The organism is Bradyrhizobium sp. JR4.3, assembly GCF_040547695.1.
Lineage (GTDB): Bacteria > Pseudomonadota > Alphaproteobacteria > Rhizobiales > Xanthobacteraceae > Bradyrhizobium > Bradyrhizobium canariense.
The window spans coordinates 44,598-71,247 of record NZ_JBEPQF010000013.1; the positions used below are offsets into that span (position 1 = coordinate 44,598).

Sequence of the window (26,650 nt, forward strand, 5' to 3'; positions counted from 1 at the left end):
GATGGGCGGCGAGGCCACGGCGCGGGACGGACGGCGGCTGCGCCTGCACGTGCGCGGCGCGGTACAGGGCGTCGGCTTTCGCCCCTATGTCTACGGCCTCGCCACGCGCTACCGCCTCGGCGGCTTCGTCGCCAACGATTCCCAAGGCGTCGTCATCGAGGTCGAGGGCGAGCGCGCATCGGACTTCGTCAGGGCACTGCCGCTGGAAAAGCCGCCGCTCGCCCGGATCGACGAGATCTCGGTGCAGCCGGTCGGGGCGGTGGCGAGCGAGGGGTTTTATATCCGCGCGAGCGACCAGGGCAGGGTGTCGACACGCATCGGCGCCGATGCCGCGACCTGTCCAAAATGCCTGAGCGAGCTGTTCGATCCAGCCAGCCGGTTCTATCGCTACCCCTTCGTCAACTGCACCCATTGCGGTCCGCGCTATACCATTGCCGAGCGGCTTCCTTACGACCGCGCGACCACGGCCATGAAGCGCTTTGCGATGTGCAAGGCCTGTGCGGGCGACTATGCCGATCCCGACAGCCGCCGCTTCCATGCTGAAGCGATCGCCTGCCCGCAATGCGGCCCGCGGCTCAGCCACGGTATCGAGGACATCGCTGCCGCGATCGCCGCAGGCAAGATCGTCGCAGTCAAGGGGCTCGGCGGTTATCAGCTCGTCTGCGATGCCCGGGACGAGGCGGCCGTGCAGCGCCTGCGCCAGCGCAAGCAGCGCGACCAGAAGCCGTTTGCCGTCATGGTCGGCTCGGTGGACGCGGTCGCCGGCATCGCCGACGCCGATGCTGCCGAGCTCGCCTTGCTCGAGACGTCGCCGCGGCCGATCGTGCTGATGACATCGCGCCATCGGCTCTCGCCAGCGATCGCGCCGGAGCTGGCGCGGATCGGCATCGCGCTGCCGGTCACTCCGCTCCTTCATTTGATCTTCGAGGCGCTGGATGCGGCGCATCCGCTCGCCGGCGAGAGCTGGGCGATCGTCGCCACCAGCGCCAATCCCGGCGGCGAGCCGCTTCTGATCGACAATCGCGAGGCCGAGCTGCGGCTTGCCGGCATCGCCGACCTCATCGTCAGCCATGATCGCGACATCGTCACCCGCGCCGACGATTCCGTGGCGGCCGTCGTCGCCGGCCGGACGCAGTTCAGCCGCCGTGCCCGCGGCTACGTGCCGGAGCCGGTTCGGCTGGCGCGACCGGTGCCGCCGATCCTTGCGGTCGGCGGCGCGTTGAAGTCGACCGTGACTGTCACGCGCGGCAGCGAGGCCTTCGTTTCCCAGCACGTCGGCGACCTCGACACCGCCGAAGGCGTCCGTGTCTTCGAGGAAACCATTGGCCACCTGCTGTCGACGCTGGACGTCGAGCCGGCGGTTATCGCCCATGATCTGCACCCGAACATAGCCTCGACCCGCTTCGCCGAAGCGAGCGGGCGGCGGCTGATCGCAGTCCAGCACCATCATGCCCATGCCGCCTCCGTGATGGCGGAGCATGGCCTCGCGGGATCTGCGTTGGCACTGGTGCTCGACGGCTTCGGCCAGGGCAGCGACGGCGGCAATTGGGGGGGCGAGCTCCTGCTGTGCGAGCGCGCGCAGTTCCGGCGGCTCGGCCATCTGGCGCCGATGAAGATGGCGGGCGGCGATCGCGCCGCGCGCGAGCCGTGGCGCATGGCTGCAAGCGCATTGCATGACCTGGCCCGCGGCAACGCGATCGCGACCCGGTTTGCGGCGCAGCCGCAGGCTGCGCGTCTCCATGCCTTGCTCGACCAGCCGGGCGTACCGGTGACGACCAGCGCCGGCCGGCTGTTCGATGCGGCGGCGGGGCTGCTCGGTCTTTGCCAGGTGCAGAGCTATGAGGGCGAAGCCGCGATGAAACTGGAGGCGCGGGTTCGCGCGCCGCGCTCCATGAAAGACGGCTGGACGATCGAGGATGGGGTGCTGTCCCTGTTTCCGTTGCTTGCGCGCCTTGCGGCCGAGGGCATCGATCCGGTCGAGGGGGCCGGGCTGTTCCATGGCACGCTCGCCGCTGCCTGCGTCGACTGGATCGCCCGTGCGGCGCGCGAGACCGGCGTCACGACCGTCGCCCTGAGCGGCGGCTGCTTTCTCAACGCGATCCTCAGTTGCGAGATCGAGCGCGGCTGTATCGCCGCCGGTCTCTTCCCGCTGCTGCCGCGGCAAGTGCCGCCCAATGACGGCGGTCTCAGCCTCGGCCAGGCCTGGATCGCCACGCTCCAATTCGAACAGTACGGCCTGGAAGGAACCGCCTGATGTGTCTCGCGATACCTGCTGAGGTCACGAGGCTCCTGCCCGACGAGATGGCGATCGTCTCGATCGACGGCGTCAGCAAGGAGATATCGGTCGCCTTGATCGAGAATCTCGCCGTCGGCGACTATGTGATCATCCATGTCGGCTATGCCCTGACGAAGATCGATCCGGAGGAGGCAATGCGGACGCTCGAACTGCTGCGCGAGCTTAGCGCCGAGGGGCAGAGAGCCGCGTCATGAAATATGCCGACGAGTTTCGCGACAAGGAGATCGCGCTCGGGCTTGCGAAAGCGATCCGCGCGGAAGCCGATCCGCAAATGCTCTATCGCTTCATGGAATTCTGCGGCGGCCATACCCACGCGATCTCGCGTTACGGCCTCGAGGACATGCTGCCGAAGAACGTGCGGATGATCCACGGCCCCGGCTGTCCGGTGTGCGTGCTGCCGGGCGGACGCATCGACATGGCGATCCGGCTCGCCGAGCGGCCGGACGTCATCCTGTGCGTCTATGGCGACCTGATGCGCGTTCCCGGCTCGCAGGGCGCATCGCTGTTGAGGGCGAAGGCGCGCGGCGCCGACATCCGCATGGTCTATTCCACCATCGACGCGATCCGGATCGCCGAGGACAATCCCGGACGCGAGGTCGTGTTCTTCGCCATCGGCTTCGAGACCACGACGCCGCCGACTGCAGTCATGATCCGGCTGGCGGAGAAGAAGCAGCTCGAAAACTTCACCGTGTTCTGCAACCACGTGCTGACGCCGCCGGCGATGCAGAACATCCTGGAAAGTCCCGACATCCGCAACATCGGCCGGGTCGAGATCGACGGTTTCGTCGGGCCGGCCCATGTCTCGACGATCATCGGCACGGCCCCTTACGAGTTCTTTGCCGAGGAGTTCGGCAGGCCCGTGGTGATCGCGGGCTTCGAGCCGCTCGACATGATGCAGGCAATCCTGATGCTGGTGCGGCAGGTCAACGAGGATAGGCACGAGGTCGAGAACCAGTACAGCCGCGCGGTGAACCGCGACGGCAATCTGCGCGCCAAGGAGGAGGTCTCCGACATTTTCGAGCTGCGCGATCAGTTCGAATGGCGGGGGCTCGGACAGGTTCCCTATAGCGGGCTGAAGCTGAAGCGCGCTTACGCCATATACGACGCCGAGGTGCGCTTCGACATGCACGAGCTGCGCGTCGACGACAATCCCGCCTGCGAATGCGGCGCCATCCTGCGCGGCGTGAAGAAGCCGGTCGACTGCAAGCTGTTCGGCACCGTCTGCACGCCGGAGACGCCCATGGGCTCCTGCATGGTCTCCTCCGAAGGCGCCTGCGCCGCACACTGGACCTATGGCCGCTTCCGCGACCACCAGCAAAGGCGTGTGTCATGAAGGCCTACCAGCGCAAGCTCGACATCAGGAACGGCTGCGTCGACCTGTCCCACGGCTCGGGCGGCCGGGCCATGGCGCAGTTGATCTCGGGTCTGTTCCACGAGGCGTTCGGCAATGAATGGCTGGCGCGCGGCAACGACCAGTCGGCATTCGACGTTGGTGCCGGGCGCATGGTGATGACGACCGACGGCTATGTGGTCTCGCCGCTGTTCTTCCCCGGCGGCAATATCGGCTCGCTTGCGGTGCACGGCACCGTCAACGATATCGCCATGGCCGGTGCACGCCCGCTCTACCTCTCTGCAAGCTTTATCATCGAGGAAGGCTTCCGCTTCGCCGACCTCAAGATGATCGCGGAATCGATGGGCGAGGCTGCGCGCATCGCCGGCGTTCACATCGTCACCGGCGACACCAAGGTGGTCGAGCGCGGCAAGGCCGATGGCCTGTTCATCTCGACCGCCGGCGTTGGGGTCGTGCCCCACGGGCTCGATCTCTCGGCGGAGAATGCCCGCGTCGGCGATCGCGTCCTGATCTCGGGCACGCTCGGCGATCACGGCGTGGCGATCATGTCGAAGCGGCAGAATCTCGCCTTCGAGACCGAGATCGTCTCGGATTCGGCGGCGCTGAACGATCTCGTCGCGAAGATGGTCGAAACCGGCGGCCTCGGCATCCGCCTGATGCGCGATCCCACCCGCGGCGGGCTTGCCGCCACGCTGAACGAGATCGCCCAGCAGTCCGACCTCGGCTTCCATCTTCGCGAGGAGGCGATCCCGGTCAAGCCTGGCGTCGCGGCAGCGTGCGAGCTGCTCGGGCTCGATCCGCTCCATGTCGCCAATGAGGGCAAGCTGGTCGCGATCGTGGCGCCCGAAAATGCTGCTGCAGTGCTGGCCGCGATGCGGGCGCATCCGCTTGGCCGCGCCGCCGCCGACATCGGCGAGGCCGTGGCCGACGATCATCATTTCGTGCAGATGGCCACGAGCTTCGGCGGCGGGCGGATCGTCGACTGGCTGTCGGGCGAGCAATTGCCGAGAATCTGTTGAGGCAAATCATGCGCATCCTGCTCCTGTCGCATTCCTTCAACAGCCTGACGCAGCGGCTGCATGTCGAGCTCAGGGATCGAGGCCACAATGTCGCGGTCGAGCTCGACATCCATGCCGAGGTCACGCGCGAGAGCGTGGCGCTGCATCGGCCGGACCTTGTGATCGCGCCGTTCCTGAAGCAGGCGATTCCCAACGACGCCTGGCGCAGCCTGCGTTGCCTGGTCGTCCATCCCGGTCCGCCCGGCGATCGCGGTCCGGCGGCGCTCGACTGGGCGATTCTGGACGGTGCAAGCGAGTGGGGCGTCACGGTCTTGCAGGCGGATGGCGAGTTCGACGCCGGTCTGGTCTGGGCGTTCCGCAGCTTCCCGATGCGGCGTGCGCCTAAGTCCAGCATCTACCGCAATGAGGTGACGTCCTGCGCGGTTGCGGCGGTGCTCGAAGCCGTCGCGGCGATCGAATCCGGACGGCCTGCCCCGCAGCCGATGGAGACGGACGACCCGCGCATTCGCGTGCGCGGACCTTGCCGCCAGGCGGGCCGGGCGATCGACTGGCAGCACGACACCACCGCGACCGTGCTGCGCAAGATTGACAGCGCCGACGGTATGCCGGGCCTGGTCGACAGTCCGTCCTTCCAGGAGGTCAGGCTGTTCGATGCGCATGAGGCGCACGGCATCTCCGGCGTGCCCGGCACCGTCGTCGCGCAATGCGACGGCGCGCTGGCGCGCGCCACGGTCGATGGCGCGGTCTGGATCGGGCATGTCAGGAAGCTCGCGCCGAAGAGCCTGAAGCTGCCGGCGGCGAAACTCTTTGGGCCGAGGCGGCGCATCTGCCGCACCGGCCCGGCTGCGGCTACGCCCCGATCCGGTATCGCGAGCATGGCGAGGTCGGCGAGCTCGCGTTCTCCTTCTACAACGGCGCCATGGCGACCGCCGACTGTGAGGCCCTGCTCGAGGCCTATCGCGCGGCGCTGGCGCGCCCGACCAGGGTGCTGCTCCTGACCGACGGCCGGGATTATTAGTCGAACGGCATTCATCTTGCAGAAATCGAGGCGGCCGACAGCCCCGCGGATGAGTCCTGGCGCAACATCAATGCGATCGACGATCTTGCCAGCGCGATCATCGAGACCACCGACCGCCTGGTCGTCTCGGTCATTCGCGGCAATGCGGGTGCGGGCGGCGTCTTCCTGAGTCTTGCCGCCGACGAGGTCTGGGCAAGCGACCAGATCGTCCTCAATCCGCATTACAAGGACATGGGCAATCTTTACGGCTCGGGATACCGGACTTATCTGCTGCCGCGCCGTGCGGGCGCCGCGAACGCAACCCGGATCACGCAATGCCGGCTCCCGATGGGCGTGGCGGAGGCGCGGCGCCTCGGCATCGTCGATCGCGTGCTATCGGGCGAGGAGCTTGCCGATATAAGCCTCGTACAGCGCGGCGCCACCATGGCGTCGGATGCCGGCTTTGCCATGCGCCTCGCCGCCAAGCGGCAGTGGCGCGCCGCCGATGAGGCCGAGAAGCCCCTGCAATCCTACCGCGACGAGGAGCTGCGGCGGATGAAGCTGAATTTCTACGGCTTCGATCCGAGCTACCACGTCGCGCGCTACAATTTCATCCACAAGGTGCCGAAGTCGCGCACGCCGCTGACCATCGCTGGTCACCGGTCCCGGCGTGCGCCAGATCGGCCTGTCGGCATGGCGGTGCCATCGTGAGCATTCATGGAACCATTCTCCTCGTCGACGACGAGGTCCGCTCGCAGGAGCGCTGCGGCGCGTGCTCAGGGAGGATTTCGAGGTGCTCTGCATCGGCAATGCGACCGATGCGGAGAAGCTGCTGGAGGGCGAGATTGTCCACGCGATCCTCTGCGACCAGCGGATGCCGCACGAATCCGGCGTGAGCTTCCTGAAGCGCGTCCGCGAGCTCAGGCCGGATCCGGTGCGGATGATCATTTCCGGCTATTCGGAGTCCGAGGACATCATCGCAGGACTGAACGAGGCCGGCATCTATCAATACATCACCAAGCCCTGGCAGCCGGACCAACTGGCCGAAACCGTCAAGGAGGCGGTTCAGCTCTATCGGCTGCAGAAGGAGACCGAGACCGCCGGCGTCGACGTCAAGGCGACCTCGGGGCACATCAAGAAGGTCGTCTCGGTCAAGCGCGGAGTGGCCAAGCAGCTCTGCGATTTCGACCGCATCGTGCATTCGACGGAAAGCCCGATGCACGCCGTGATCGAGCTCGGCAGGCGCGCCGCCGACTACGATATCTCGGTTCTGGTCACCGGAGAATCCGGCACCGGCAAGGAGCTTCTGGCCTGCGCGATCCATTACGGCTCGGCGCGGGCCAACAAGGCGTTCGTGGTCGAGAACTGCGGCGCGCTGCCGGACGAGCTCTTGGAACGCGAGCTGTTCGGTTGCAAGAAGGGCGCCTTCACCGGCGCCTACCAGGATCGTATCGGCCTGTTCGAGGTCGCCGATGGCGGTACGATCTTCCTCGACGAGATCGGCGAGACCTCCCCGGCGTTCCAGGTCAAGCTACTGCGTGTGCTGCAGGAGAGCGAGATCCGGCCGCTCGGCGCGCAGCGCGTGCGCAAGGTCGACGTTCGCGTGGTGGCGACCAACCGCGACCTGGAGCCCGAGGTCGAGGCCGGTCGCTTCCGGCGCGACCTGTACTACCGCCTCGCCGCATTCCCGGTGCACATGCCGGCGCTACGCGAGCGCCCGATGGACATCCCGCTGATTGCGGAGGGCGTGCTGTCGGCGGTCAAGAGCTCCTCAACCGGCCGAATCTGCGCTTTGCGCGTTCGGCGTCATCTCCACCTTCCCGAAGACAAGTCGTCTCCGGCCAAGGCCCATCATGTTTCATCATGGCCAAGGCGGCAATGCCGACAATGGCACCGCGCCCTGCGACGAAATGACGAGATGGAGGGAGCCCCTGACGGGCTTTGATCCGGACCGCCGCCTGAGAGACCCAGGCGGCGATCCAGTGCGAACTAAGCGAACTTGGGGAAGTTCTAAGGCCGCGCGAAACGCTAACCCGGCCGGTGCGTGCACATCAAGTTTCGTAGTGTTGCTCCGGCCGGAGATTCGTTGCAGCCACCAGGAAATTGCACACATCGCCAACGGAGGTTCCAACGCATCACGGCCCCTTCGCAAGCCTCAGCGCCGCCCCGCCTCGACCGCGTCCGCCAGGATCTCCTCCGACAATTGCCGATCGCTCACCGCGCGCGACAAGCCGGCATTACAAACTTCGTCGCCGGTCAACCGGGCGCCGGCAATTCGACGCTCACGCAAATCTCGCAGAAGATGAATCCGACACACCGCGGCAGAGTGCGTGTTGCCGCCGAGGATATAATCGCGATCGCCCTGCAGCATTACATTTCGCACGATGACTGGCTAAGCCGTGCAACGGCAATTTGAGGCGTGGGCCGATCTCTGCAAAACCGGCCTTCAAGTACAATGCTGAGGTGGGGCTACGGCTCCACATGGGTTGCCTCGGCGCCCCCACTTCAAGCTGGCCCCAGCCTTTTACTGTCCCCAGGCCCACCGCGGCCGCAATGAGACGCATCGCGACCCCAGACGATCGCTGATCGGGCACCACATAGAGTTCGGTGATAATGCCGTAGGTTCCGCGCGCAAAAAGCGCGGCGCCTTCCGATAACATAATGAGGCCGACCGGGCGTGCCTCCGTGAAAGCCAGAAACCCGTAGACGCGCTCTTTCATCGCCAGGAGGTCGACAACAAGCTGGGTATCTAGTTCGTCATGCATTTGACCGCCCTCAAGTTCAGCAAGTAGGGCAGCAACCATGTGGGTCACCGTTGTGGCGTCATCGATAGACACTTCACGCGTGGTCACCATATCATATCCTCTTCCAAGCTTAACCAACATACGACCTGGTCCAGCGGCGGACGGAGGCTGCCGCAGCACCCGATTCAAAGCAGATACACTGCGCGGTTGAAAGTGAGATGACGCTCTAGTTCACATTGAGGTGATAGCGTCCTCGTGCCGCTCCAAAAATATCTCAGAAAGCCGAACGTAATTTGTCGAACATCGTAATGGTCGCACGGAGCCCTCTCTCCTTCTTTGGACCTGCGTGTCACCCCCATCGTGTTCATGCTCGGACGTTACAGGAGCGAGGCTGACCGCTTGCGAAAAGACTCACGCATCTGGATCTACTCTCCCCCCTCGTAGAAAGTTCGAGCGGCAGGCCGACCAGCGATTTGCCGGATCCAGTCCCGAGCAATCACATTCGACGGTCCCATCGCAATGGCCGCGCGCGTCGCAGAAGGAACGCTCATCGGGCCGCGGCAATAACTGAATTACTCACTCTGTCAAAGATGTTGGTGGGCACCATGAGAGCGTCCCTGACCGGCTTCATTGCCTGAGATCAATGCTCTCAGAGAATCGTGAAACGCGCGAGTCCAAGGCGCACTGTTTTTGGTAGTGTTTAGATAATCAGTTTTTCTAATCTCTCATCGGACGCGCCATTTGTTGCCGCGCGATGAAGAACATCACGGACGCCCGACGAACGCGTGTAACTTGGTCGTTGAGCTCGCGATTGAGGCCGGCTTCTCGCGTGTTCCTCGAATAGAGAATGTCCCGTCCAGATGAGCCGGGTTCACTGCCTGCCATCGCATTGCCGTTAAATGCTTTATGAGAGCCTCGTCGGGCCGTGTCGCGCGAGATCGTTTTTGTCGTTCACTTTCATCACTTTACGATCTGTTTGTTTGGAAGACCTCTTCTAATGCTTGCGGACACGCTTACAGCGTGAGACGGTCGCGGCATTCGAGCGGAAGATCGCTTGGGTCACAAGCGGTGGGCTTCTCCATTCCAAAATCAGGAAGTGCAGCACGACGAAGATACCGAGCGGCTATGCGCCCCTGCCACTCCTGCCGGCGCGTAAACGGCAAGGATGATGCAGACGTCTGAAGTGATCTACGTCACTTTGCGGTTCCTACCTGCCCGAAACGGCTCATGCGCGATTCCGCCTTCATCCTTGCACACATGAACGACGGCTTAGTGGATTCGGGATTGCTCCACTCTGCGCCGCCGTGACACTCCGCCATCAATGCGTATCGGCATTCCTCTGCAGCGGAGCCGTCGGAACGACGTGAACGACGTGATAGCCGTTGTCGTGCAGGTACCGTAGGAAGGCGGGCATCATCGCGGCGGTATGTGCTTTGGCGTCGTGAAACAGAATGATCCCCTTCCCCTCGGCATTGAGCCGGCTGGTGATCAGCTTCAGCTCCTGGTCTGGCGTCATTTCCTCCCAGTCGCTGGCCCACAGGTCCGCTCCGAACACGACGATGCCCCGAGACTGGAGTAGCTCGAGCGTCTGAGGGGTCGAGTCGAAATAGGGGAAGCGGAAGAACGGCGTCGAAGGCGCCATTGTCGATACTCCATGGAGCGCCATTTCGTCGGCGGCAATCCCGCGATCGATGTCCTCTTTCGCCTTCTCGAAGCTGATCTTCGACGCCATCGAATGCGACCAAGTGTGGTGCGCGATGGTGTGGCCTTGCGCGGCCGCGCGCCGCGCGAGCTCGGGAAATTGGGCTGACGACTTGCCGACCAGGAAGAACGTGGCTCGGACGCACTCCTGCGCGAGCGCCGCCAGCACCTTTTCCGTGTACGGCGGCCGGGGCCCGTCGTCGAAGGTCAGCACGACCTCGTGGTCGGCCAAGGGGAGAGTTTGGGGAAAGCTCTTCAGTCCAACCCGCGGATGAGTCTTGGCGTCAACGGCGAGCACGCGCGAGGTCCCGAGTGCGTCCTTGCGCGGACAGTCGGTCGCCTCCGCAGCCGTGATGCCGGCAAGCACCGCCGTCGCGGCGCTCACAAGCAGCAGGGCCCATTCTGCCATCGAGGTCGTCCCCGAACAGGTGTCTGGTTGCGGCCTTGAACAAGTTAGTCTTGCCGTCATGGCTGGCGTTACATCATCATGCCGATGGCTTCAGCCGCCTCGTTTCCATTTCGGACTAGCTGATCCGTCGCGGTGGACCTGCGCTCAGATCGGACTATGTCGCTCCCGAGCGCATCAAATTGTCTGCAGCCAGATCATTTTCTGCTTCGTCCAATTGGAATTGGCTTGGCCGCCGCCATTGCACTTTGCCGCTCTCCACAAACGTCGGCTCGTGTAATGGTCGCGTTCGCCCTGCACAGTACCGATATGGCGATATTGATTCATACAATGGCGCGGCACTGACGCCTGAATTCCGCGTTCTGATGCCGCTTTTCGATGGATTTCACCAACGACTGTCGGCTTGTGCCGACGGCGCCAGCAATCGGCAATTACAGCGACTGACGGGCAATACCGTCAACTTCATGAGGCGACGTTCTTCCTCCAGAGGACAAGATATCGATCGAAACCGCTTAGAAACGGCGGCTTTGCCGCGAAGCCGCCAATGCTGCAGAACGCCTACTGGATGCCGACGCTCAGCAACCTTCACCGCAGCAAGACCATCGGCTCATAATTCCATATGCTCGATGTCGATCGGTTCCTCGTCGTCGGATGCAGCCGCTAAGCGAAGGCAAAGACGAGTAGGCTCGAGCAGAGCAGCGCGAGGCCGGCCGCGGTCAGTGCCAGGAAGCTACCGGAAACAAGGTTATGATTGCGCATGGAAATACCCTCGATTGCACCGCAGAAGAGAGCAGCAACCGCTGCGTTGCGCCGTTTGACCGGTCAGCACCTAAATTGATATTCAAGACCAGCGCATTATTCCTGCTGTTGTTGGGGGGATAAGCATTTTTGCGTCGGGTTTACGGCTCGCTCCGCCGTCTCGCGGCGGAGATAAAGAAACCGCGCATGAGAACCGTAGGAGTGCTCAGCGCTTCCGCGTTGCAGCTCTAACAGACCCGGTCTCCTAGCATTTACCCGCCGATCCGATAGCAGATGGGGCAACTTGGCTTCGGAAGAAAGGTCAACTTTCAGGCGTGGAGAGCTTACGACGTTGACACGCCGATTTAAGCCGCTTGAACACTGCCCAGGTAGCTGTCTAGTTCGTGCTTCAGCCGAGAGCTTTCCTCAGATAGCAGTTCGGCAGACATCAGCACCTGCATCGAAGCCCCTCCGGTTTCCTTTGCGCGGTTGGTGACTTCACCGGCGCTCGCTGCCACCTGGGTTGTCCTGGCCGCCGCTTCCTGCAAATTGAACGCAATGTTCTTGCTGGTCGCCTCCTGTTCCCCGATCGAATCGACCACGGTGATGGCGATGTCCGAGATGCGGCCGATGATGACGCCAATTTCGGTAAGCGCGACGACCGACTCAGTCGTCGCGGCCTGAATGCCGCCAATGTGCTGGCTGATCTCAACGGTCGCGTGCGCGGTTTGCGTCGCGAGCGATTACACTTCCTGGGCGACAACCGCGAAACCTCCGCCGCGATCGCCGGCGCGCGCGGCTTCAATCGTCGCATTCAGCGCGAGCAAATTGGTTTGCCGCGCGATCGCGGCGATCAGCTGGACCACGCTGCCGATTCGCTCCGCCGCAGCCGCTAAATTAACCAGGCGCTGGTCGCTGAGTTCGGCCTTGCGAACCGCTACGCGCGCCATGTTGGCGACCTCTTCCACCGGCCGGCCCACACCGGCGATGGTTGCCGCCATTTCGCCCGTCGCGGCTGCGACACGTTGAACGTTTTCAGACGCATCCTCCGATGAGGAGGCGACCTCTATGGAGAGTTGCCGGCTGTGATCAGCGGAACTGGTAAGGCTGCGTGCGGAGACTTCAAGTTTTGTGGACGCGGGACAGTGTCGATCACCTTGCCTACGGCGGCTTCGAATTCGCCGGCGAGCCGGGCGATATCGGCCTTACGCTGCTCGGCAGCTTTACGATCTTGTTCGACCTTTGCGTCGAGCTCGGCCTGCGCCCTCTCGCGAGCTCTCAGCTTGAACATTTCGACTGCCGCAGCCATCTCGCCAAGCTCATCCTTTCGGCCAAGGCCCGGGAGAACCACATCGAACCGGCCGTCGCCGAGCTGGCGCATGGCTGCCGTCATCGAAGCGACCGTTTTGGCGATGCGTTGGCCGAACAGTAAGGCGAGCAGGCCAACGACCATCGTTGCAAGCCCGATCACCCAGATCAGCTTCCGCCGATTTTCTTCAGCTCGCATTTCCGCAGCCCGCGAGCGCGCGTCAGCGGCAGACATGATCTTCACGAGCGCCGGGCGGATACGGTCGAAGATCTGCGCGAGATCGTCGACCCGGTCGCTCAGCGCTTGCTGCGTCACCATGAACGACATAAAACTCGACTTGTATGCGCGAATCAGCTCGAGGATCTGGGATTTCATCTCAGCCGGTAGGCTTGACTGAGCGAGCGCGGTTTCGAATTCCGCCGCCCGGTCAACCAGTTGATCGCCATATTTGTCTTCGCCGCGCAAGATGAAGTCTTTCTCGTGCCGGCGCATCATCAGCATCAAGATGGTCAGCCGAGGCTGGTTCAGCTCTGCCAGACGTTGTTCGACGGTGTGCACGGCTTTGCGCAGCTTGTCCTGGAATCCGTCATCTTCATTGAAGCCGAGGTTGTGTTGCGCCGAGACTACGTTCTGAAAGCGCGTTGCATAGAGATTGATCGCCGGCCGCAGGAAGGTTGCTTGCTTCAGCGGGTCATCCTCGGGCAAAGCCGTCAAAAATGCTTCGAGGCGACTCAAGTCTGCGAGCTGCCGCTCATAATTGTCCGCATACTTCTTGATCGACACTTCACTGGGCTTGCGCAGAAAATCGCTCGCGATTTGTCGGGACTCGAGAAAGCTTTGCGACAATGATGCGACATTGGCGTTGAATTGGTTGCTGTGATTCGAATCGCGCTGGACCAGGCTCGCATAATTCAGGGCGGCGGCGCAGATTGCACCGGTGACGAGGACCCCGGAAATCCCGAGCAGGGCCATTTGGCCGCGCAATCCAATGCGTAAGCCACGGCAGCCCTTTGATTGCCCGAAAATCCTCGCAGCAATTTTACTCATTTTACCCCTTCAGTAAGTTCATGCCCGCGCAGTGCTTGTTATTGCGAGTGCGACGGGCGCTTTTCTATATGAGCTAAGCGGGAGAGGACTTCATTCGGTCGATGACAACCTGCCAGTTAAATTACATTGATTTCAAAATCCTGAACTCGCAGTGTAGGTGAAGCACTATTGCTCAGCGTCGTGGCGAGCGAAGATTTCGACGAGCTTTGCGCCGATGATAAGGAGCCACGCTCGCTGGGCAAAAGCGGTCCGAGGCGCGCTATATCGCCTTGAGGACACGTTGCAGATCTATCAACGTGAAATCAATTTACAGGCCGATGAGATGCGAACTGCCAGAACAGCCCGGTAGTAGCTCACAGCGTGCGACACGTTGATCATTTTCGCATAAAAGATGCGAAGCATGCGCGAAAAACGCCGCCAAGCGGCGCTGAATTCGGTTGTCCGATCACTCAAGCGCGGGATCAAAGATGATTGACGCGCTCGCAACGGTGATTCTCTGACAAGCTTGGAGCTCTCGATGAGTGATCGATCTGCTCATCTCGATACCCCTTCAAGCGTTTTCCTCCCCGACTTGGCCGCGCGTAATGTTCGCGCGGCCTTTTTCCGCATCCAACAAGGTGCCGGTCGATATGCAGGCTTCAGCCGGTTTTTAACGGAAAAAACGTGGAACGCTGTTAGGACGCAAGGCCAGGCCCCAGTCGCCTCATCGAGGCTCCCTTTTTAAGTTCAGGCGACGAAGTCAAGTAAGCGTGAATCTCTACTCGTCCATCGCGCGCCCATTCTGTCGACGCTATGGCCCTTAGATGACCTCGACAGTTCGACTGTCTGGGAACATCACGGCGCTTCGCCCTGGACGCGCGATCGCCCCTCCCATAAGCCAAACCGATCGTTTCGAGTGTCGCCCGCCACTGCCGACGCTCAGTGCTGACGTCTCATCCATGACGGGACCGGATCGAGTGGCGTGCGATAGATCTCAGCGTTCTCGGGGCTGGTGACCCGAACCGCACAGCCTTTGGCCTTCAGGTCCGGATGTACAATAGACAGTTCGGTCGCGAGCTGGTCCGCTCGGTCGGAGGCAACCTCGATATTTTCGAGAATGAGGCCGCCTTGATTTTTGTACTCCTCGTCAATCACGAGATCAAAAGAGTAGTACGGCATCCGAAGGTCTCCCATTTCATCGGATTCGTCCCTTGGGGCGCATCCTCACCTCCACTCAGGCTTCGTCAGATGGTTCCAGTCGTTCGTATGGAGAGAGATAACTAGGAGCCGCATCGGCTCTACCGACAAGACAGTCAGTTCTCAGGGTTCGACTTATCAGGATCTCTTGCAGTAACATTTATCGGCTTCCTAAAAGCGAAATTCGCTAATCTCGGCCCTCGCATCGACGAAAATCTGCGCCAGCTCGGCAGAATGCAAGTTTTCCGTGCGGTCATGGCGTCAACTTTTTGGGCCAACGCGGACAAGGCAGGAGACAGCCAAAATGGCCATGTCACGCTTAAGCTCAGCATCGGTGCGGCCTCGACCAGATAGCTCACCAGTATCTTCAGAACTGTGATCTGGAAATTCAACTGAGTGGCAACATCGTGTCTGTTGTCTACGCCTACCCCCACATGGTCGGTCTTTCGGAAAGGGCTTCGCGGCCGATCTGTTTGAGGCGGTCGGACGTCGTCTCACCTCTGATGGCGGCTTCCAGAAGCTTCGAGGCGACGTAAGTGCGGGCACCGGTATCATGCGGGGAAAGGCTCTCGCAGACCTCGTCCAGGATCGCGCGCAGAAGCGCGGTGGTAGCGGCATCCAACATTTGGAGATCTCCCCCGTCCCTAGTGAGAAAGATAATGCACATTTCGCGTTTCGCGGTTCAAGTCTGTTTGATCGGGTAAGAAATCTGCGACTTCCGCGCCCCCACCAAGCCGTCTCCACCTTCTCTTTCTGCTGCTCACATGACACGTTTTCTCGGCCTGTGCCGGTGTTCGATTGCGGCGTGTCCAGCCGCGATCGCGCTTACGTTTCGATGGACTTCACCGCATCGATGGCGCGATTGTGCTGGTCGGCGAAATCGCCGTGGCCGCCATCTTGATCGCCTGAGATGGGCGGCTAATACGTCTGTCATACCGTTCCGCGAGGTCCCAGCACTCTCTTTCTGATGAAAGGGCCTGCCTTGTCCGCTAGATCGCGAATAATCCGAGCCCGATCCCTCAAAAACTGTTCGTGGACGAAAACACCCATTCATTGCAAACATCAGTATCTCTGAGCTCATTCCGTCGTTTTGTTGTGAGTAACGCTAAGGAGTTGGCAACGGTAGTATCACGTTGTCGATTAGACGCGTCGAGCCGACGTAGGCTGCGGCGCATAGTGCAGCGGTACGCCGAAGAGGACTCTCGGAAGGCTTGAGCGTATCAGGGTCGACAAGCTCAAGGTACTGCAGTCGATCGACCGTATTCAACTGCTCCTTTGCGATCGCAATCAGCTGTTCCACGTCGCGCTCTCCTGAGCGAAACTTATCCGCTGCGGCGAACAGCCCACGGCTGATGGCAAGAGCGCGCCAACGTTCTTCCTCGCTTAGGTAGCGGTTGCGACTGCTCATCGCGAGTCCGTCCGGTTCCCGGACGGTTTGCACGGTGACGATCTCAATTGGAAGGTTGAGGTCAATTGCCATGCGGCGCACCACCGCGCATTGCTGAAAATCCTTTTGTCCAAAAAACGCGACATTCGGCTGCACCATGTTGAATAGCTTGCCAACGACAGTCGCCACCCCACGAAAATGTCCAGGCCTGAAAGCTCCGCACATTGGTTTTGCGAGCTCGCCCGGTTCGACGAAGGTCTCAAATTGAGCCGGATAAATCTCCTGTATACGGCGCAAAGACGATCGCAACGCCCGCATCGCGACACAGCTCTTGATCGCGCAGGAAGTCGCGCGGATAGGTGCTGAGATCCTCATTGGGCCCGAATTGAGTAGGATTGACGAAAATGCTAACTACGGCGACGTCGCATTGCGTCCGGCTGGCCTCGACCAGCGCCAGATGGCCGTCGTGTAGATAGCCCATCGTCGGCACAAGTCCGACGCGTTTATCGGCGCTGCGAACCTCTGCGAGCGCGCGACGAAGCTCTGCGACCGTCGTGATCGTTTGCATGTTGTACTTTACATCAGGTTGGATTGGAGGGTGTCCAGTTCGCGACCGTGTCGCGAAGGCCTTCAGGAAGCCGACAGGACTCTTGCGGTGTCGGGAATGTACCGTTGCGGACATCGGCTGCCCAACGCGACAGGGCCTCCTGTAACAACTGGAAACCATTGGCATAAGCGCGAACAAATTTTGGGGCGATGACCTTCAGTCAATCCCAGCACATCGTGAAAGACGAGCACCTGGCCTGAGCAGCCAGGACCCGCACCGATTCCAATGGTCGGTATCCTCAGGGATTCGGTCGCTCGCGCCGCGAGCTCAGCCGGAATACCCTCCAGGACGAGAGCGAAACAGCCGGCCTCCTGTAGATGGTGGGCGTCATCGAGCAGGCGCAAGGCGTCATCGGAGTTCCGGCCCTGCACCTTGAACCCCCCATGACATTGACGCTCTGAGGGGTGAGGCCGAGGTGGCCCATCACAGGAATCTCGCAATCGATCAGGGCGCGCACTATTTCGATACGCTTGGCACCCCCCTCGAGTTTGACAGCGTCGGCCCCGCGCTGCAGGAAGCCTCCGGCATTACGAATCGTCTCCGCTGGACTGAGATGGAAGCTAAGAAGGGGCATATCGGCCACGAGCAAGACACGAGGCTTTGTGCGTACAACGGCTTCGAGGTGATGGTTCATCATCGCCATGCTCACCGGCAATGTATCATCGAATCCAAGACAGACGTTGCCGACGCTATCCCCGATAAGGATGACATCTCTGATCGGATCGGAGATGCGTGCCGTAACCGCGTCGTAAGCGGTGGTCATCGCGATACGACGGCCCTCCTCCTTCCATCGCTGCAGGAGTGGAATCGTGACGCGTTCAACAGGCAGCTCTGAAATGTGGCTCATCTTAGATCGCGATCCACCCCGCATGCTTGGGAGTCGGCGCTTCCTTGGGAAGGCGAGAGGAAGCTGTCAATGGGGAGACGGAAAAAGGAAATTACCTCTCCACGGTCACGGACAGACGCATCAAACCCTCCAATGATCGCGCGGTCATCAAATAAGAACTTCTCAGCCGTTCTTCCTCATGCGGAGCGGCTTTGGGTCACGCTGGCGCACACCGCGCGACTCAGCCCAGCTCAAACCGAGGGAGGTCGCTCAGCCGCGGACGGCTCGTCGGCATGCGCGGCTGTGCTGATCCATGACATCGAGGCCGCCCCGACCTGAAGCCAGAACGAAGCCGCACCTAGCAAGGCTGCGAGCCCAAGAGGAACGAGACCTTTCGTGTCGGAATTAGAACCGGCACGCGCGGTAAGGTACGGGAAGGCGATATCCATTAAGTGGCAGCGTCGGTAGCAATCGTAGTTGCAATATTCTCTCCGCGTTACCACCTCTCGCACGTAACCCGGACCTAAGGACCAGGAACATTCGGTGCAGGTTCTGTCGCCGCGCAGGGTCCTTTGATTCACGAGTATAAATTTCATAGCGTGGCCCCGTTAAGCCATGTATTAAGCCGCTCGCAGCCAGCGAAACCATTGATGGTCGGCCTCCCGGCGCGCCTTGAAGCGGTCGACGCATTTCTTGGAGCAAAGGGCCGTACGCCAGCAGTAGTAGCGGATCAACCCGAACCTTCCACCGCATACCGCGCAGCACTTTACTGAACCGTGGTGCGAACCATGAGAACTGTTGCGCATTTCTCGCCTCCTGTCTGGATTACGTGGATAGCCCCCTTTCCTTCGCTGCAACACCACACCCGCACGGGAAGTGCGGCGCGGGCGATGCCTAGTCTCGCGGCTTGTACGGACACCGGGCGCAAGAGTTTGAGCTCTGAATTGCGCCTCCTTGGCGAGGCGACACGCTCCATCGGCGTGCTTCGCTAGCCAAGTATTGATTACCAAATCTAACGATATTTCGATCTTGATTTATGCAATGAGTTACGCGTTGACGCTTGAATCCCGCGCGCGGGCGGCTTTCCTCGACGGAATTCAGCTAGTGATGATGGCGTGCCTACAGCAACTCAATCAGAACCACCCTCTTTGCCTTTACGCGGTCAAAGGGTGGTAATCAGAAACCCGACGGCCGAACCTTGGATTCTCCCTCGCTGAACGCCAAGACCACTTAAGCTAGCGCATCGGCGGCATCTGTGATGCCGAGGTAGATTTCATGAAGATCTGCCCCTGTGACGCAATATGGTGGCATTACATAGATCGTATTGCCGAGCGGGCGCAGCAGCAGATTTCGGTCTTTGAAGAAAGCCTGAAGCTTCGGACCGACACCCGCGAGATAGCCTGCACCCTTCGTTTTCAGATCGAGCGCTGTAATCGTGCCGCTCCGACGGACGTTTGCAAAGCGCGGATCGGCACGGAATGACTCAATTGCCTGCTCCTGCATCGCCGCGACCGACGCCAGGCGTTGGCGAGATTCCGGATCTTGCCAGAGATCCAGGTTGGCCTTTGCGGCGGCGCAGGCCACTGGATTTGCCGTATATGAACTTGAATGAAAGAACGTACGTGTCCGATCTTTCGAATAGTGCGCGTCGAAAATATCCGCGCGACATAGTGTCACCGCGAGTGGAAGCGCCCCTCCCGTGAGGCCCTTCGAATAGCAGGCGATATCGGGGGTGACATTGGCTTGCTCGCAGGCGAATAGTGTTCCGGTGCGACCCCAGCCTGTCATGACCTCGTCGGCAATGAACAGGACGTCCGAGGCCTCGCAGATCCGCCTCATCTCTCGTAGCACCCAGGCTGGGTACATCAGCATCCCGCCCGACCCCAATATTAGAGGCTCCACAACAAAAGCTGCCGGAACTTCGTTGCGACATACAGACTCGAGCGCATCGAGCGTCGCCTGTTCATGACCTCTCCCAGGGAACGGGATTGACGTAACGTCGAATAGCAGGGGCCTGTACGCCGCGTTGAACACACCACGGGCGCCAACCGACATCGCCCCTATCGTATCGCCATGGTAGGAATGTTGCATCACGACGATGCGCGTCCGCTTCTTCCCGATGTTGTGCCAGTAGCCGAGCGCCATCTTTAACGCGACTTCCACACTGGTCGAGCCACTATCAGAAAAGAAGACATGCTCAAGTCCACGGGGCGCAACTTTCAAAAGCAGTGCCGCAACCTCCTCAGCTGGTTCGTGGGTGTAGCCTGCGAAGATGATCTGGTTGAGCTTGCCTGCCTGTTCCTGGATGGCGCTCACGATATGTGGATGGCAATGGCCGTGGGTCACCACCCACCAAGATGATATAGCATCGATAATTCGACGACCATCAGCGGTGTGGAGATAGGCGCCATCTGCACGTATAACCTTTGTCATCTCCTCTTGGAGAGCGTGTTGTGTGAACGGATGCCAGATCGGCGACTTCGGCTTCGTCCTCATTGCTTGAATTGATCGGCACGGAACGAGCTTTTAAAGGCGGCCTGCAGCGTGTCTGCTGTGAGGGGAGACAGCCAGGGCAATCGCCCTAACCAACGCGCCCGCCCAATCTCCCGAATTGCGATCTGGGTCTCAGCATTTGGTTCCCCAATGAAGGCAATGCCAAGAATAGGGATCTGGCGCTTTCGCAGAGCCTCTATCGACAGCAGCGAATGATTGATGGTGCCTAGTGCCGTGCTCGCGCAAAGCACGACCGGAAGCCGCCATCGCTCGAAGACATCAATGTAGAGTGTATCGCCCCTCAGCGGCACCATCAAGCCGCCAGCGCCCTCAATCACTAACGGTCGCTCCCCGGTGTCCGGCACATCGAGCAAATCTGGCTCAATGCAAATTCCATCAATTTCAGCGGAATGATGAGGCGAAACGGGCGTTTGAAGGCGATAACGCTCCGGCACGATGCGATCGGACGAGAGATTGCCCAGTCGCGCGACGAGCTCGGCATCAGTCTCTCCTTCGAGGCCGGCCTGAATCGGTTTCCAATAGTTCGCGCCGAGGAGATCGGCGAGCCCCGCGGAAAACACCGTCTTCCCGATTCCCGTATCGGTGCCTGTGACCACGATCTGCTGCCTCATCGCGCTTCACCTCTGGTCTCCTCGAACAGAGCATCGAGCATTGCACGCACGTCATCCTCCCCAACGTTGAGCGTCAGTGAAATTCGCAAACGCGCCGTGTCCGCCGGCACGGTTGGCGGCCGGATTCCTCGGATATCGAACCCGCGAGCCTGCAGTCTTGACGCGAGCCGCATCGCTCGTGCGTTGTCGCCAACGATATACGGCACGATTTGCGAGGCCGAAGGACTTCGCCAACCGCGCAAACCCATCTCCCGATGCGTGAACGCGACCAGCTTGGCCAGACGCTGCTGCCGCTCAGGTTCATGTTGCAGGATGAAGAGTGCCTCCCGCACGGCGACAGCCATCAGCGGTGAGGGGGCGGTGGCGAAGATAAATGGACGGCAGCGATTGACCATAAAGTCGCGTAGCACGCCGGAGGCAGTGACAAGTGCACCTGCCGCACCGAGCGCTTTGCCGCAGGTATGAACGACCAGGAGATTGTCGCGTCCCTCATAAGGCGCGGTGAGCCCTCGTCCCTGCTCTCCGTAAACGCCTGTGGCATGAGCCTCATCCACCATCAGGAACGCGTCGTACCGGTCCGCGATCGCAACCAGGCCTTCGAGCGGGGCGAAATCGCCATCCATGCTGTAGAGACTTTCGGCCACGATCCAGACGCGACCCGTTCCGCCCTCGGCCCGCCAGTCACGAATTGTGTCCTCGACCGACTGGGCGTCGTTATGGTCGCTTATCCGAAACTCGGCCCGGCCAGCTCGCGCGCCTTCATGAATACTTGCGTGCACCAGAGAATCGAGAACAAGCAAATCGCTCCGCTGTGGCAACGTTGTTAGGACAGCAAAATTTGCGATATACCCGCCGCCAAGGAAAAGCGCCGTCTCCGCCCCAAAGAACTGAGCCGCTTCTGCTTCGAGAGTTTCGTGTTCGTCGCAATTGCCGCGCAGAAGCCGCGACCCGCCGGCTCCGATCGGTGTGCCGGCTTCTAGCGCGGCGTAAACAGCCTTTTTCATCCGCGGCGCGCTCGCGAGCGCCAGATAATCGTTCGACGCAAAATCGATGCCCGCGCGCGGCTTGAGGCCACGCAACCGGTTGTCTACCTTCAGGGCATGCAAGGCCGCGACATAGTCGCCAACTTTGGCCTTGTGGATTGAATTCATTCTTCACTCGCAAAGTAGCGGTCGATCTCGCGAAAGTTCTGATGGCCGCTAATAATCTTGTCTCCGGGCATCGCAAGTCACGCAGCCGCTCCGTTCAAATCTATGATGCCAGATCCGCGGGCGCTTCCTCCACATAGGCAGCGAAGCGCGCTCCGGTTTCGATGTTGTCGATTTCGACGCGTTCGTTGATCAGGAATCCTGCCGCATCCAGCAGTGCACGATCAATCGAAATCGAGCCATCACTGTGCAGATCGGCTTCAGTCGCCGAAGCGCGAAGGATTTTGCCTTTCATCAACGCAATCTGCATTTCTCACCTAAACCGGAGTCTGCGCACAGCGTGCTCCTTGAGCTGCTTCAATCAGGCAAGCCCGGACGTGACGCCGAGCCGGTCCAGTAAATTCGCGTCGCGGTCGCGCCGCGGGTTTTTGGTGGTCAACAGCACATCGCCGATGAAGATCGAATTCGCGCCGGCCAAAATGCACAGCGCCTGCTGTTCATCGGTCATATACTGCCGTCCAGCGGACAACCGCACGACACTCTTAGGCATCATGATCCGGGCGGTCGCGACCAGGCGCACCAGCGCGATCGGATCGGGACGCTCCGCGGTGTCATTGACCGGCACGCCCTTGACCTCGTTCCACAGGTTAATCGGCACGCTTTCCGGATGGCTGGGAAGATTGGCGAGTAGCACGAGCATGCCGAGCCGGTCCTCGACGCACTCCCCCATGCCGACGATACCGCCACAACAGACCTTCATGCCGGCGTCGCGCACGTGTGCCAGTGTGTCGATGCGATCTTGCAGGGCGCGGGTGGTGATGATCTTGTCGTAGAACTCGGGCGAGGTATCGACGTTGTGATTGTAGAAGTCGAGCCCCGCCTCGGAGAGCCGGGTGGCCTGCTTCGAGGTCAGCATGCCGAGCGTGACGCAGGTTTCCATGCCAAGGTCTTTAACAGCGCTGATCATGTCGCAGACCTGATCGAGATCTCGGTCTTTCGGACTGCGCCAGGCCGCGGCCATGCAGAAGCGCGTCGCGCCAGCGTCCTTGGCGCACTGGGCGATGGCGACCACTTCGGCGCGATCCATCAGGCGGGCGGCTTTCAGGCCGGTGTCGTAATGCGCGCTCTGCGAGCAGTAGCCGCAGTCTTCCGGACAGCCGCCGGTCTTGATGCTGAGCAGGCTTGCTGTTTCGACGTGGCTTGGATCGAAGTTCTTCCGATGAACGCTCTGCGCCTGGAACATCAGGTCGGCAAACCGCAGGCCATAGAGCGCTTCGGCCTCGGCGCGCTGCCAGTCATGGCGGACCGGCGCGCTGTTGGGCCCGTCATTCCGTTCCGCTCCGACGGCAGCAACCATAAGTCTCGCCTTTCCTTATTATAGATAATCCCGGCTATTATCTATAATGTGGCCGCCCGTTGCCTGCTTTGCCTCTTCGACATGAAACATAACCGTATGCCGACGACCAAAAACCGCGAAAGTCTGCGGGGATTGCAGAAATTCTGCAAAACGAGCGGGCTTATGCCGATCATCGACGGAGGGGTAATGATAGATAATCTATGATGACTGACGAGAACACGACGGTTGCGGTGCGCATTGCGGAGTCAATCGGTGAGCGCATCCTCAGCGGCGCGCTGCAGCCAGACGCCCCACTCCGGCAGGATCATGTCGCGCGGGAATTCAATTCCAGTCACGTCCCGGTGCGCGAGGCTTTTTGGCAACTGGAGGCCCGACATCTTGTCGTCACCGTGCCCCGTCGCGGTGTGCGGGTTGCCCCGCTCGACACCAATTCAGTGAAGGAGATCGCCGAGATGCGTGCTGCGCTCGAAGTGGTCGCGTTGCGCAATGCAGCCGCAAAACTCACATCGGCCCATTTGGCACGGATTGAGCTCGCCCTGATTGAAGCAGACAATGCCCTGACCATTCAGGAGTTTGAGACGGCCAACCGCGCCTTTCACTACGCGCTGGTGGCGCCCTGCGCGATGCCGCGCCTACTCGCGAGCCTTGACGGACTACAACTCGCAAATTCACGATTAGTGTTCGCTATGGCGCGAAGTGTCGGCTGGCGACCACGATCCAACCAGGATCACCGCCTAATTCTGCAGGCACTTCGAGCGCGCAACGTTGATCAAGCCTGTAACCTGCTGGCACGCCACATTCAAACGATTGAGCGCCTTGCCCTTCCCGCTTCCTGAGCATGAGCTTCGTTGAAAACTGCGGACTATCGCAAGGGCGTCACACTACCGCTTTGGCGAGCGTTGCGGCGGCCTCGATCCTAAGCTAGTTATGCGACCTACTTCCGAAATTACTAACGGCTATCCATGATTCGTCACATCGTCTTGTTCACCGCCAAGGATAAGGCCCATATCGACCAAATCGTCGAAGGCCTATCGGTACTCACCACAATCCCACATGCAAGCCGGCTCGAGGTTGCTCGCAATCGCAAGTCCGACCGGTTCGGCAACGATGTTGACGTTGTGGTCTACGGTGAGTTCGACAACGAGACGGAACTCGCAGCTTACAAGGCGCATGATCTGTACCAGGAATCGATCAGGCGGGTACGACCGCTCCGGGAGCTACGGTTCGCGGCGGACTACAATGTATCAACAGATGCGCGTTTGGCCCCGACGGCAGCGAAGAGCCAAGTTACTCGGCGCACTGTGTCCACGGGCGGGGGTTAACCTGACAATCGATTTCAAGAGCCTGCGGGTCCCAGACGAGCGTCGCTCTCATTGGGGTCGGGATCACAATCGGAGCACACCTCACAACACACCGGTCGTTGGTGACTGACAGTCCCATGCACGTCCGCGAGCTGCAGTGGATTGAGCCGGTCACAGCGATGCGATGTCTCACGCATCGAGCACACCTCACGTTTTTCGATAGCGCAGCAAGGCATGAGTTGCTCGGGCGCTACTCATATCTGACTTGCGACCCGTTCAGCACCTACATCGTCGCGGACGGACAAGCGAGTTGCAACGGAGAGGCTCTCGAGGGCGATCCATGGGAAGTCCTTCGCACCCTGCTTGCCAAGTATCCGCAAGAGCATCGTCCTGATCTCCCGCCGTTCCAGGGAGGCGCGGCCGGCTTCCTTGCCTACGATCTGAACAGGACTCTGGAGCGATTGTCGGGGCCGACGATTCCCGGTCAGCGTTTGCCCCAATCCATCCTCCATTTCTATGACGTGGTCATCAGCTACGACCACCATGACGAGAGATGCTGGGTCGTTTCTACCGGATGGCCGGAGCAGGATCCTGCACGTCGCGCCGAGCGCGCACGCCGTCGAGCCGACGAGTTTGCCGCAGCTTTGCTTGCGGGCCCAAAGACGTCGGGGAACAACTCACCCGGCCGAGCTGCTGCATGGCATTCGAACTTCAGCCCTGAGGGCTACATTGCGGCGATACAGCGCGTCGTCGACTTGATTCTGGCTGGAGAGGTCTTCCAGGCCAACATTGCGCAGCGCTTCAGCGCCCGCCTGTCGACCTCATTTGATCCTCTTGCCTTTTACTGCCAGCTGCGGTCATTGAACCCGGCACCCTTTGCAGCCCTCCTGCGCTATGGCAAGCTCACCATCGCATCGAGCTCGCCGGAACGTTTCCTGAGGCTCGAGGGACGACAGGTCGAAACGCGCCCCATCAAAGGCACGATCGCGCGTTCCGCGGATTCCAAGGAAGACCAGCGCCGCGCTGAAATTCTAGTCGCGTCCGAAAAGGACCGTGCCGAGAACACTATGATCGTCGACCTCATGCGCAACGATCTGTCGCGCGTTTGCACTCCACATTCGGTCGAGGTTCCAGCGCTGTGCGGCCTCGAATCCTATGCCTCAGTGCACCACCTCGTATCGATCGTTACGGGTGAACTTGCAGACGACCAAGACGCTATTACCCTGCTTCGAGCCTGCTTTCCTGGCGGCTCCATTACCGGGGCGCCAAAGGTGCGGTCGATGGAAATTATCGCGCAAATAGAGCGGACGGCGCGAGACGTCTATTGCGGGGCGATTGGCTTTATCAGCTTCAGCGGGCACATGGACACGAATATCGCGATCCGCACTGTCACGATCGACGACGACCTGGCTGTGTTTCATGCGGGTAGCGGGATCACGGCGATGTCAAACCCAGAGGCCGAATACGAGGAGACACTCGCAAAGGCACAGCGAATCTTTGACGCATTTCGTGTTGAAACATCCGGTGCATCTTGATTGTCATCATCGACAACTACGACTCCTTCGTCTTCAACATTGCCCGCTATTTCCGCAAGCTTGGTGAAGCAACGGAAATTATCCGGAACGACGTGGTCGACGTTAGCGATCTTGTTGGCCTCAGGCCGCGCGCAGTAGTTATCTCGCCCGGTCCCTGCGGTCCAGCTGAGGCCGGAATATCCACCGCCGTCGTCCGCGAACTTTCGGGTCAAGTCCCTATTTTAGGCATCTGTCTCGGTCACCAGTGCATTGGGAGCGTTTTCGGCGGTCAAGTGGCGCGTGCACGTCGCCCTATGCATGGTCGATCCTCCTACGTAACGCATGATAGCCGAGGGCTATTCAAGGAACTCCCGTCCCCACTTCGCGTCGGGCGCTACCATTCTCTCGTTGTCGAGGTCGATGAGTTATGCGCGCCGCATCTCAGGGTGACAGCGCGTTCGGAGGAAGGCGAGGTTATGGCCCTCGCACATCGATATCACCCAACTATTGGTGTGCAGTTCCATCCTGAATCGATACTTACCCAACAAGGGCACGTGCTTCTGCTCAACTTCTTGCGACTCATATAGTCTTCTAGGGGGTG

General features: G+C 60.7%; 22 protein-coding genes and 4 pseudogenes. 11 read left to right on the top strand and 15 right to left on the bottom strand.

Annotated elements, in window-relative coordinates; all coding sequences use genetic code 11:
- Position 1 precedes the first annotated feature (1 nt).
- From hypF to ABIB91_RS21285, 7 genes and pseudogenes are all read left to right on the top strand, one after another.
- Entirely contained in the window at positions 2-2,254 is a 2,253-nt protein-coding gene (gene hypF / locus ABIB91_RS21255; RefSeq protein ID WP_354165713.1) for a carbamoyltransferase HypF, read from the top strand.
- Entirely contained in the window at positions 2,254-2,490 is a 237-nt protein-coding gene (locus tag ABIB91_RS21260) for a HypC/HybG/HupF family hydrogenase formation chaperone (protein WP_279686301.1), read from the top strand. The genes hypF and ABIB91_RS21260 overlap by 1 nt, the downstream gene beginning before the upstream one ends.
- On the top strand, positions 2,487-3,629 hold the full coding sequence (gene hypD / locus ABIB91_RS21265) for a hydrogenase formation protein HypD (protein WP_354165710.1): 1,143 nt from the start codon (positions 2,487-2,489) through the stop codon (positions 3,627-3,629). Before ABIB91_RS21260 ends, hypD begins: the two co-directional genes overlap by 4 nt.
- A complete protein-coding gene (gene hypE, locus ABIB91_RS21270) occupies positions 3,626-4,666 on the top strand; it encodes a hydrogenase expression/formation protein HypE (protein ID WP_354165707.1) in 1,041 nt (346 codons plus the stop codon). Before hypD ends, hypE begins: the two co-directional genes overlap by 4 nt.
- Before the next feature lie 8 nt (positions 4,667-4,674).
- Positions 4,675-5,664 carry a formyltransferase family protein gene (locus tag ABIB91_RS21275; protein ID WP_354165704.1) on the top strand — a complete coding sequence of 330 codons (990 nt, stop codon included), beginning with the start codon at positions 4,675-4,677 and terminating at the stop codon, positions 5,662-5,664.
- A 152-nt stretch (positions 5,665-5,816) separates the two neighbouring features.
- Entirely contained in the window at positions 5,817-6,374 is a 558-nt protein-coding gene (locus ABIB91_RS21280) for an enoyl-CoA hydratase/isomerase family protein (protein WP_354253288.1), read from the top strand.
- A pseudogene (locus ABIB91_RS21285) lies at positions 6,371-7,469 on the top strand (sigma-54-dependent transcriptional regulator); the annotation flags it as partial. The gene ABIB91_RS21280 and the pseudogene ABIB91_RS21285, both read left to right, overlap by 4 nt.
- A gap of 349 nt (positions 7,470-7,818) precedes the next feature.
- On the opposite strand, the gene ABIB91_RS21290 reads toward ABIB91_RS21285, so the two are convergent.
- The 15 genes and pseudogenes from ABIB91_RS21290 to bioB all read right to left on the bottom strand — a co-directional run bounded on the left by ABIB91_RS21290 (position 7,819) and on the right by bioB (position 23,234).
- The gene (locus ABIB91_RS21290) at positions 7,819-8,034 is read right to left on the bottom strand and encodes a hypothetical protein (protein WP_354165899.1); all 216 of its coding nucleotides are present in this window, start codon (positions 8,032-8,034) and stop codon (positions 7,819-7,821) included.
- Positions 7,946-8,548, bottom strand: coding sequence for a GNAT family N-acetyltransferase (locus ABIB91_RS21295; protein ID WP_354253282.1), 603 nt, complete (start codon positions 8,546-8,548; stop codon positions 7,946-7,948). The genes ABIB91_RS21290 and ABIB91_RS21295 overlap by 89 nt, the downstream gene beginning before the upstream one ends.
- Before the next feature lie 1,177 nt (positions 8,549-9,725).
- Positions 9,726-10,517 carry a polysaccharide deacetylase family protein gene (locus tag ABIB91_RS21300; protein ID WP_279686296.1) on the bottom strand — a complete coding sequence of 264 codons (792 nt, stop codon included), beginning with the start codon at positions 10,515-10,517 and terminating at the stop codon, positions 9,726-9,728.
- A 1,100-nt stretch (positions 10,518-11,617) separates the two neighbouring features.
- Positions 11,618-11,854, bottom strand: coding sequence for a hypothetical protein (locus ABIB91_RS21305; protein WP_354165701.1), 237 nt, complete (start codon positions 11,852-11,854; stop codon positions 11,618-11,620).
- 141 nt (positions 11,855-11,995) lie between these two features.
- Positions 11,996-12,253: a methyl-accepting chemotaxis protein gene (locus tag ABIB91_RS21310; RefSeq protein ID WP_354165699.1), complete on the bottom strand. Its 258-nt coding sequence runs from the start codon at positions 12,251-12,253 to the stop codon at positions 11,996-11,998.
- Between the two features lie 65 nt (positions 12,254-12,318).
- Positions 12,319-13,608: a HAMP domain-containing protein gene (locus tag ABIB91_RS21315; protein WP_354165696.1), complete on the bottom strand. Its 1,290-nt coding sequence runs from the start codon at positions 13,606-13,608 to the stop codon at positions 12,319-12,321.
- A 918-nt stretch (positions 13,609-14,526) separates the two neighbouring features.
- A complete protein-coding gene (locus ABIB91_RS21320; RefSeq protein WP_279686294.1) occupies positions 14,527-14,766 on the bottom strand; it encodes a hypothetical protein in 240 nt (79 codons plus the stop codon).
- A 442-nt stretch (positions 14,767-15,208) separates the two neighbouring features.
- Positions 15,209-15,409 carry a hypothetical protein gene (locus ABIB91_RS21325; RefSeq protein ID WP_279686293.1) on the bottom strand — a complete coding sequence of 67 codons (201 nt, stop codon included), beginning with the start codon at positions 15,407-15,409 and terminating at the stop codon, positions 15,209-15,211.
- Between the two features lie 480 nt (positions 15,410-15,889).
- A pseudogene (gene panC, locus ABIB91_RS21330) lies at positions 15,890-16,739 on the bottom strand (pantoate--beta-alanine ligase).
- A gap of 62 nt (positions 16,740-16,801) precedes the next feature.
- Positions 16,802-17,649, bottom strand: a pseudogene (panB, locus tag ABIB91_RS21335) (3-methyl-2-oxobutanoate hydroxymethyltransferase).
- Positions 17,650-18,834: 1,185 nt separating this feature from the next.
- Entirely contained in the window at positions 18,835-20,100 is a 1,266-nt protein-coding gene (locus tag ABIB91_RS21340) for an adenosylmethionine--8-amino-7-oxononanoate transaminase (protein WP_279686292.1), read from the bottom strand.
- Positions 20,097-20,729 carry a dethiobiotin synthase gene (gene bioD, locus ABIB91_RS21345; protein WP_279686291.1) on the bottom strand — a complete coding sequence of 211 codons (633 nt, stop codon included), beginning with the start codon at positions 20,727-20,729 and terminating at the stop codon, positions 20,097-20,099. Before bioD ends, ABIB91_RS21340 begins: the two co-directional genes overlap by 4 nt.
- The gene (locus tag ABIB91_RS21350) at positions 20,726-21,880 is read right to left on the bottom strand and encodes an 8-amino-7-oxononanoate synthase (RefSeq protein WP_279686290.1); all 1,155 of its coding nucleotides are present in this window, start codon (positions 21,878-21,880) and stop codon (positions 20,726-20,728) included. Before ABIB91_RS21350 ends, bioD begins: the two co-directional genes overlap by 4 nt.
- An 80-nt stretch (positions 21,881-21,960) precedes the next feature.
- Positions 21,961-22,187: pseudogene (locus tag ABIB91_RS21355) on the bottom strand (aspartate 1-decarboxylase); the annotation flags it as partial.
- Between the two features lie 51 nt (positions 22,188-22,238).
- The gene (gene bioB / locus ABIB91_RS21360) at positions 22,239-23,234 is read right to left on the bottom strand and encodes a biotin synthase BioB (RefSeq protein WP_354165690.1); all 996 of its coding nucleotides are present in this window, start codon (positions 23,232-23,234) and stop codon (positions 22,239-22,241) included.
- A gap of 203 nt (positions 23,235-23,437) precedes the next feature.
- Between bioB and ABIB91_RS21365 the strand changes: the two genes are divergently transcribed.
- The 4 genes from ABIB91_RS21365 to ABIB91_RS21380 all read left to right on the top strand — a co-directional run bounded on the left by ABIB91_RS21365 (position 23,438) and on the right by ABIB91_RS21380 (position 26,636).
- A complete protein-coding gene (locus tag ABIB91_RS21365) occupies positions 23,438-24,070 on the top strand; it encodes a GntR family transcriptional regulator (protein WP_462804362.1) in 633 nt (210 codons plus the stop codon).
- A gap of 126 nt (positions 24,071-24,196) precedes the next feature.
- Positions 24,197-24,556: a Dabb family protein gene (locus ABIB91_RS21370; RefSeq protein ID WP_279686287.1), complete on the top strand. Its 360-nt coding sequence runs from the start codon at positions 24,197-24,199 to the stop codon at positions 24,554-24,556.
- 116 nt (positions 24,557-24,672) lie between these two features.
- Positions 24,673-26,070 carry an aminodeoxychorismate synthase component I gene (gene pabB, locus ABIB91_RS21375; RefSeq protein ID WP_354165687.1) on the top strand — a complete coding sequence of 466 codons (1,398 nt, stop codon included), beginning with the start codon at positions 24,673-24,675 and terminating at the stop codon, positions 26,068-26,070.
- Entirely contained in the window at positions 26,067-26,636 is a 570-nt protein-coding gene (locus tag ABIB91_RS21380) for an anthranilate synthase component II (protein ID WP_354165684.1), read from the top strand. Before pabB ends, ABIB91_RS21380 begins: the two co-directional genes overlap by 4 nt.
- The last annotated feature ends 14 nt before the right edge of the window (positions 26,637-26,650 follow it).

Bases quoted from the DNA above. Each gene is read 5' to 3' on its own strand.
- pabB (WP_354165687.1), top strand. From the start codon at position 24,673: ATGCACGTCCGCGAGCTGCAGTGGATTGAGCCGGTCACAGCGATGCGA.
- ABIB91_RS21260 (WP_279686301.1), top strand. From the start codon at position 2,254: ATGTGTCTCGCGATACCTGCTGAGGTCACGAGGCTCCTGCCCGACGAG.
- bioD (WP_279686291.1), bottom strand. From the start codon at position 20,729: ATGAGGCAGCAGATCGTGGTCACAGGCACCGATACGGGAATCGGGAAG.
- ABIB91_RS21310 (WP_354165699.1), bottom strand. From the start codon at position 12,253: ATGGCGGCAACCATCGCCGGTGTGGGCCGGCCGGTGGAAGAGGTCGCC.
- ABIB91_RS21275 (WP_354165704.1), top strand. From the start codon at position 4,675: ATGCGCATCCTGCTCCTGTCGCATTCCTTCAACAGCCTGACGCAGCGG.
- hypE (WP_354165707.1), top strand. From the start codon at position 3,626: ATGAAGGCCTACCAGCGCAAGCTCGACATCAGGAACGGCTGCGTCGAC.
- hypF (WP_354165713.1), top strand. From the start codon at position 2: ATGGGCGGCGAGGCCACGGCGCGGGACGGACGGCGGCTGCGCCTGCAC.
- ABIB91_RS21350 (WP_279686290.1), bottom strand. From the start codon at position 21,880: ATGAATTCAATCCACAAGGCCAAAGTTGGCGACTATGTCGCGGCCTTG.
- ABIB91_RS21300 (WP_279686296.1), bottom strand. From the start codon at position 10,517: ATGGCAGAATGGGCCCTGCTGCTTGTGAGCGCCGCGACGGCGGTGCTT.
- ABIB91_RS21325 (WP_279686293.1), bottom strand. From the start codon at position 15,409: ATGTTGGATGCCGCTACCACCGCGCTTCTGCGCGCGATCCTGGACGAG.
- ABIB91_RS21365 (WP_462804362.1), top strand. From the start codon at position 23,438: ATGACTGACGAGAACACGACGGTTGCGGTGCGCATTGCGGAGTCAATC.
- ABIB91_RS21340 (WP_279686292.1), bottom strand. From the start codon at position 20,100: ATGAGGACGAAGCCGAAGTCGCCGATCTGGCATCCGTTCACACAACAC.
- ABIB91_RS21295 (WP_354253282.1), bottom strand. From the start codon at position 8,548: ATGTTGGTTAAGCTTGGAAGAGGATATGATATGGTGACCACGCGTGAA.
- bioB (WP_354165690.1), bottom strand. From the start codon at position 23,234: ATGGTTGCTGCCGTCGGAGCGGAACGGAATGACGGGCCCAACAGCGCG.
- ABIB91_RS21290 (WP_354165899.1), bottom strand. From the start codon at position 8,034: ATGCTGCAGGGCGATCGCGATTATATCCTCGGCGGCAACACGCACTCT.
- ABIB91_RS21320 (WP_279686294.1), bottom strand. From the start codon at position 14,766: ATGCCGTACTACTCTTTTGATCTCGTGATTGACGAGGAGTACAAAAAT.
- hypD (WP_354165710.1), top strand. From the start codon at position 2,487: ATGAAATATGCCGACGAGTTTCGCGACAAGGAGATCGCGCTCGGGCTT.
- ABIB91_RS21315 (WP_354165696.1), bottom strand. From the start codon at position 13,608: ATGAGTAAAATTGCTGCGAGGATTTTCGGGCAATCAAAGGGCTGCCGT.
- ABIB91_RS21370 (WP_279686287.1), top strand. From the start codon at position 24,197: ATGATTCGTCACATCGTCTTGTTCACCGCCAAGGATAAGGCCCATATC.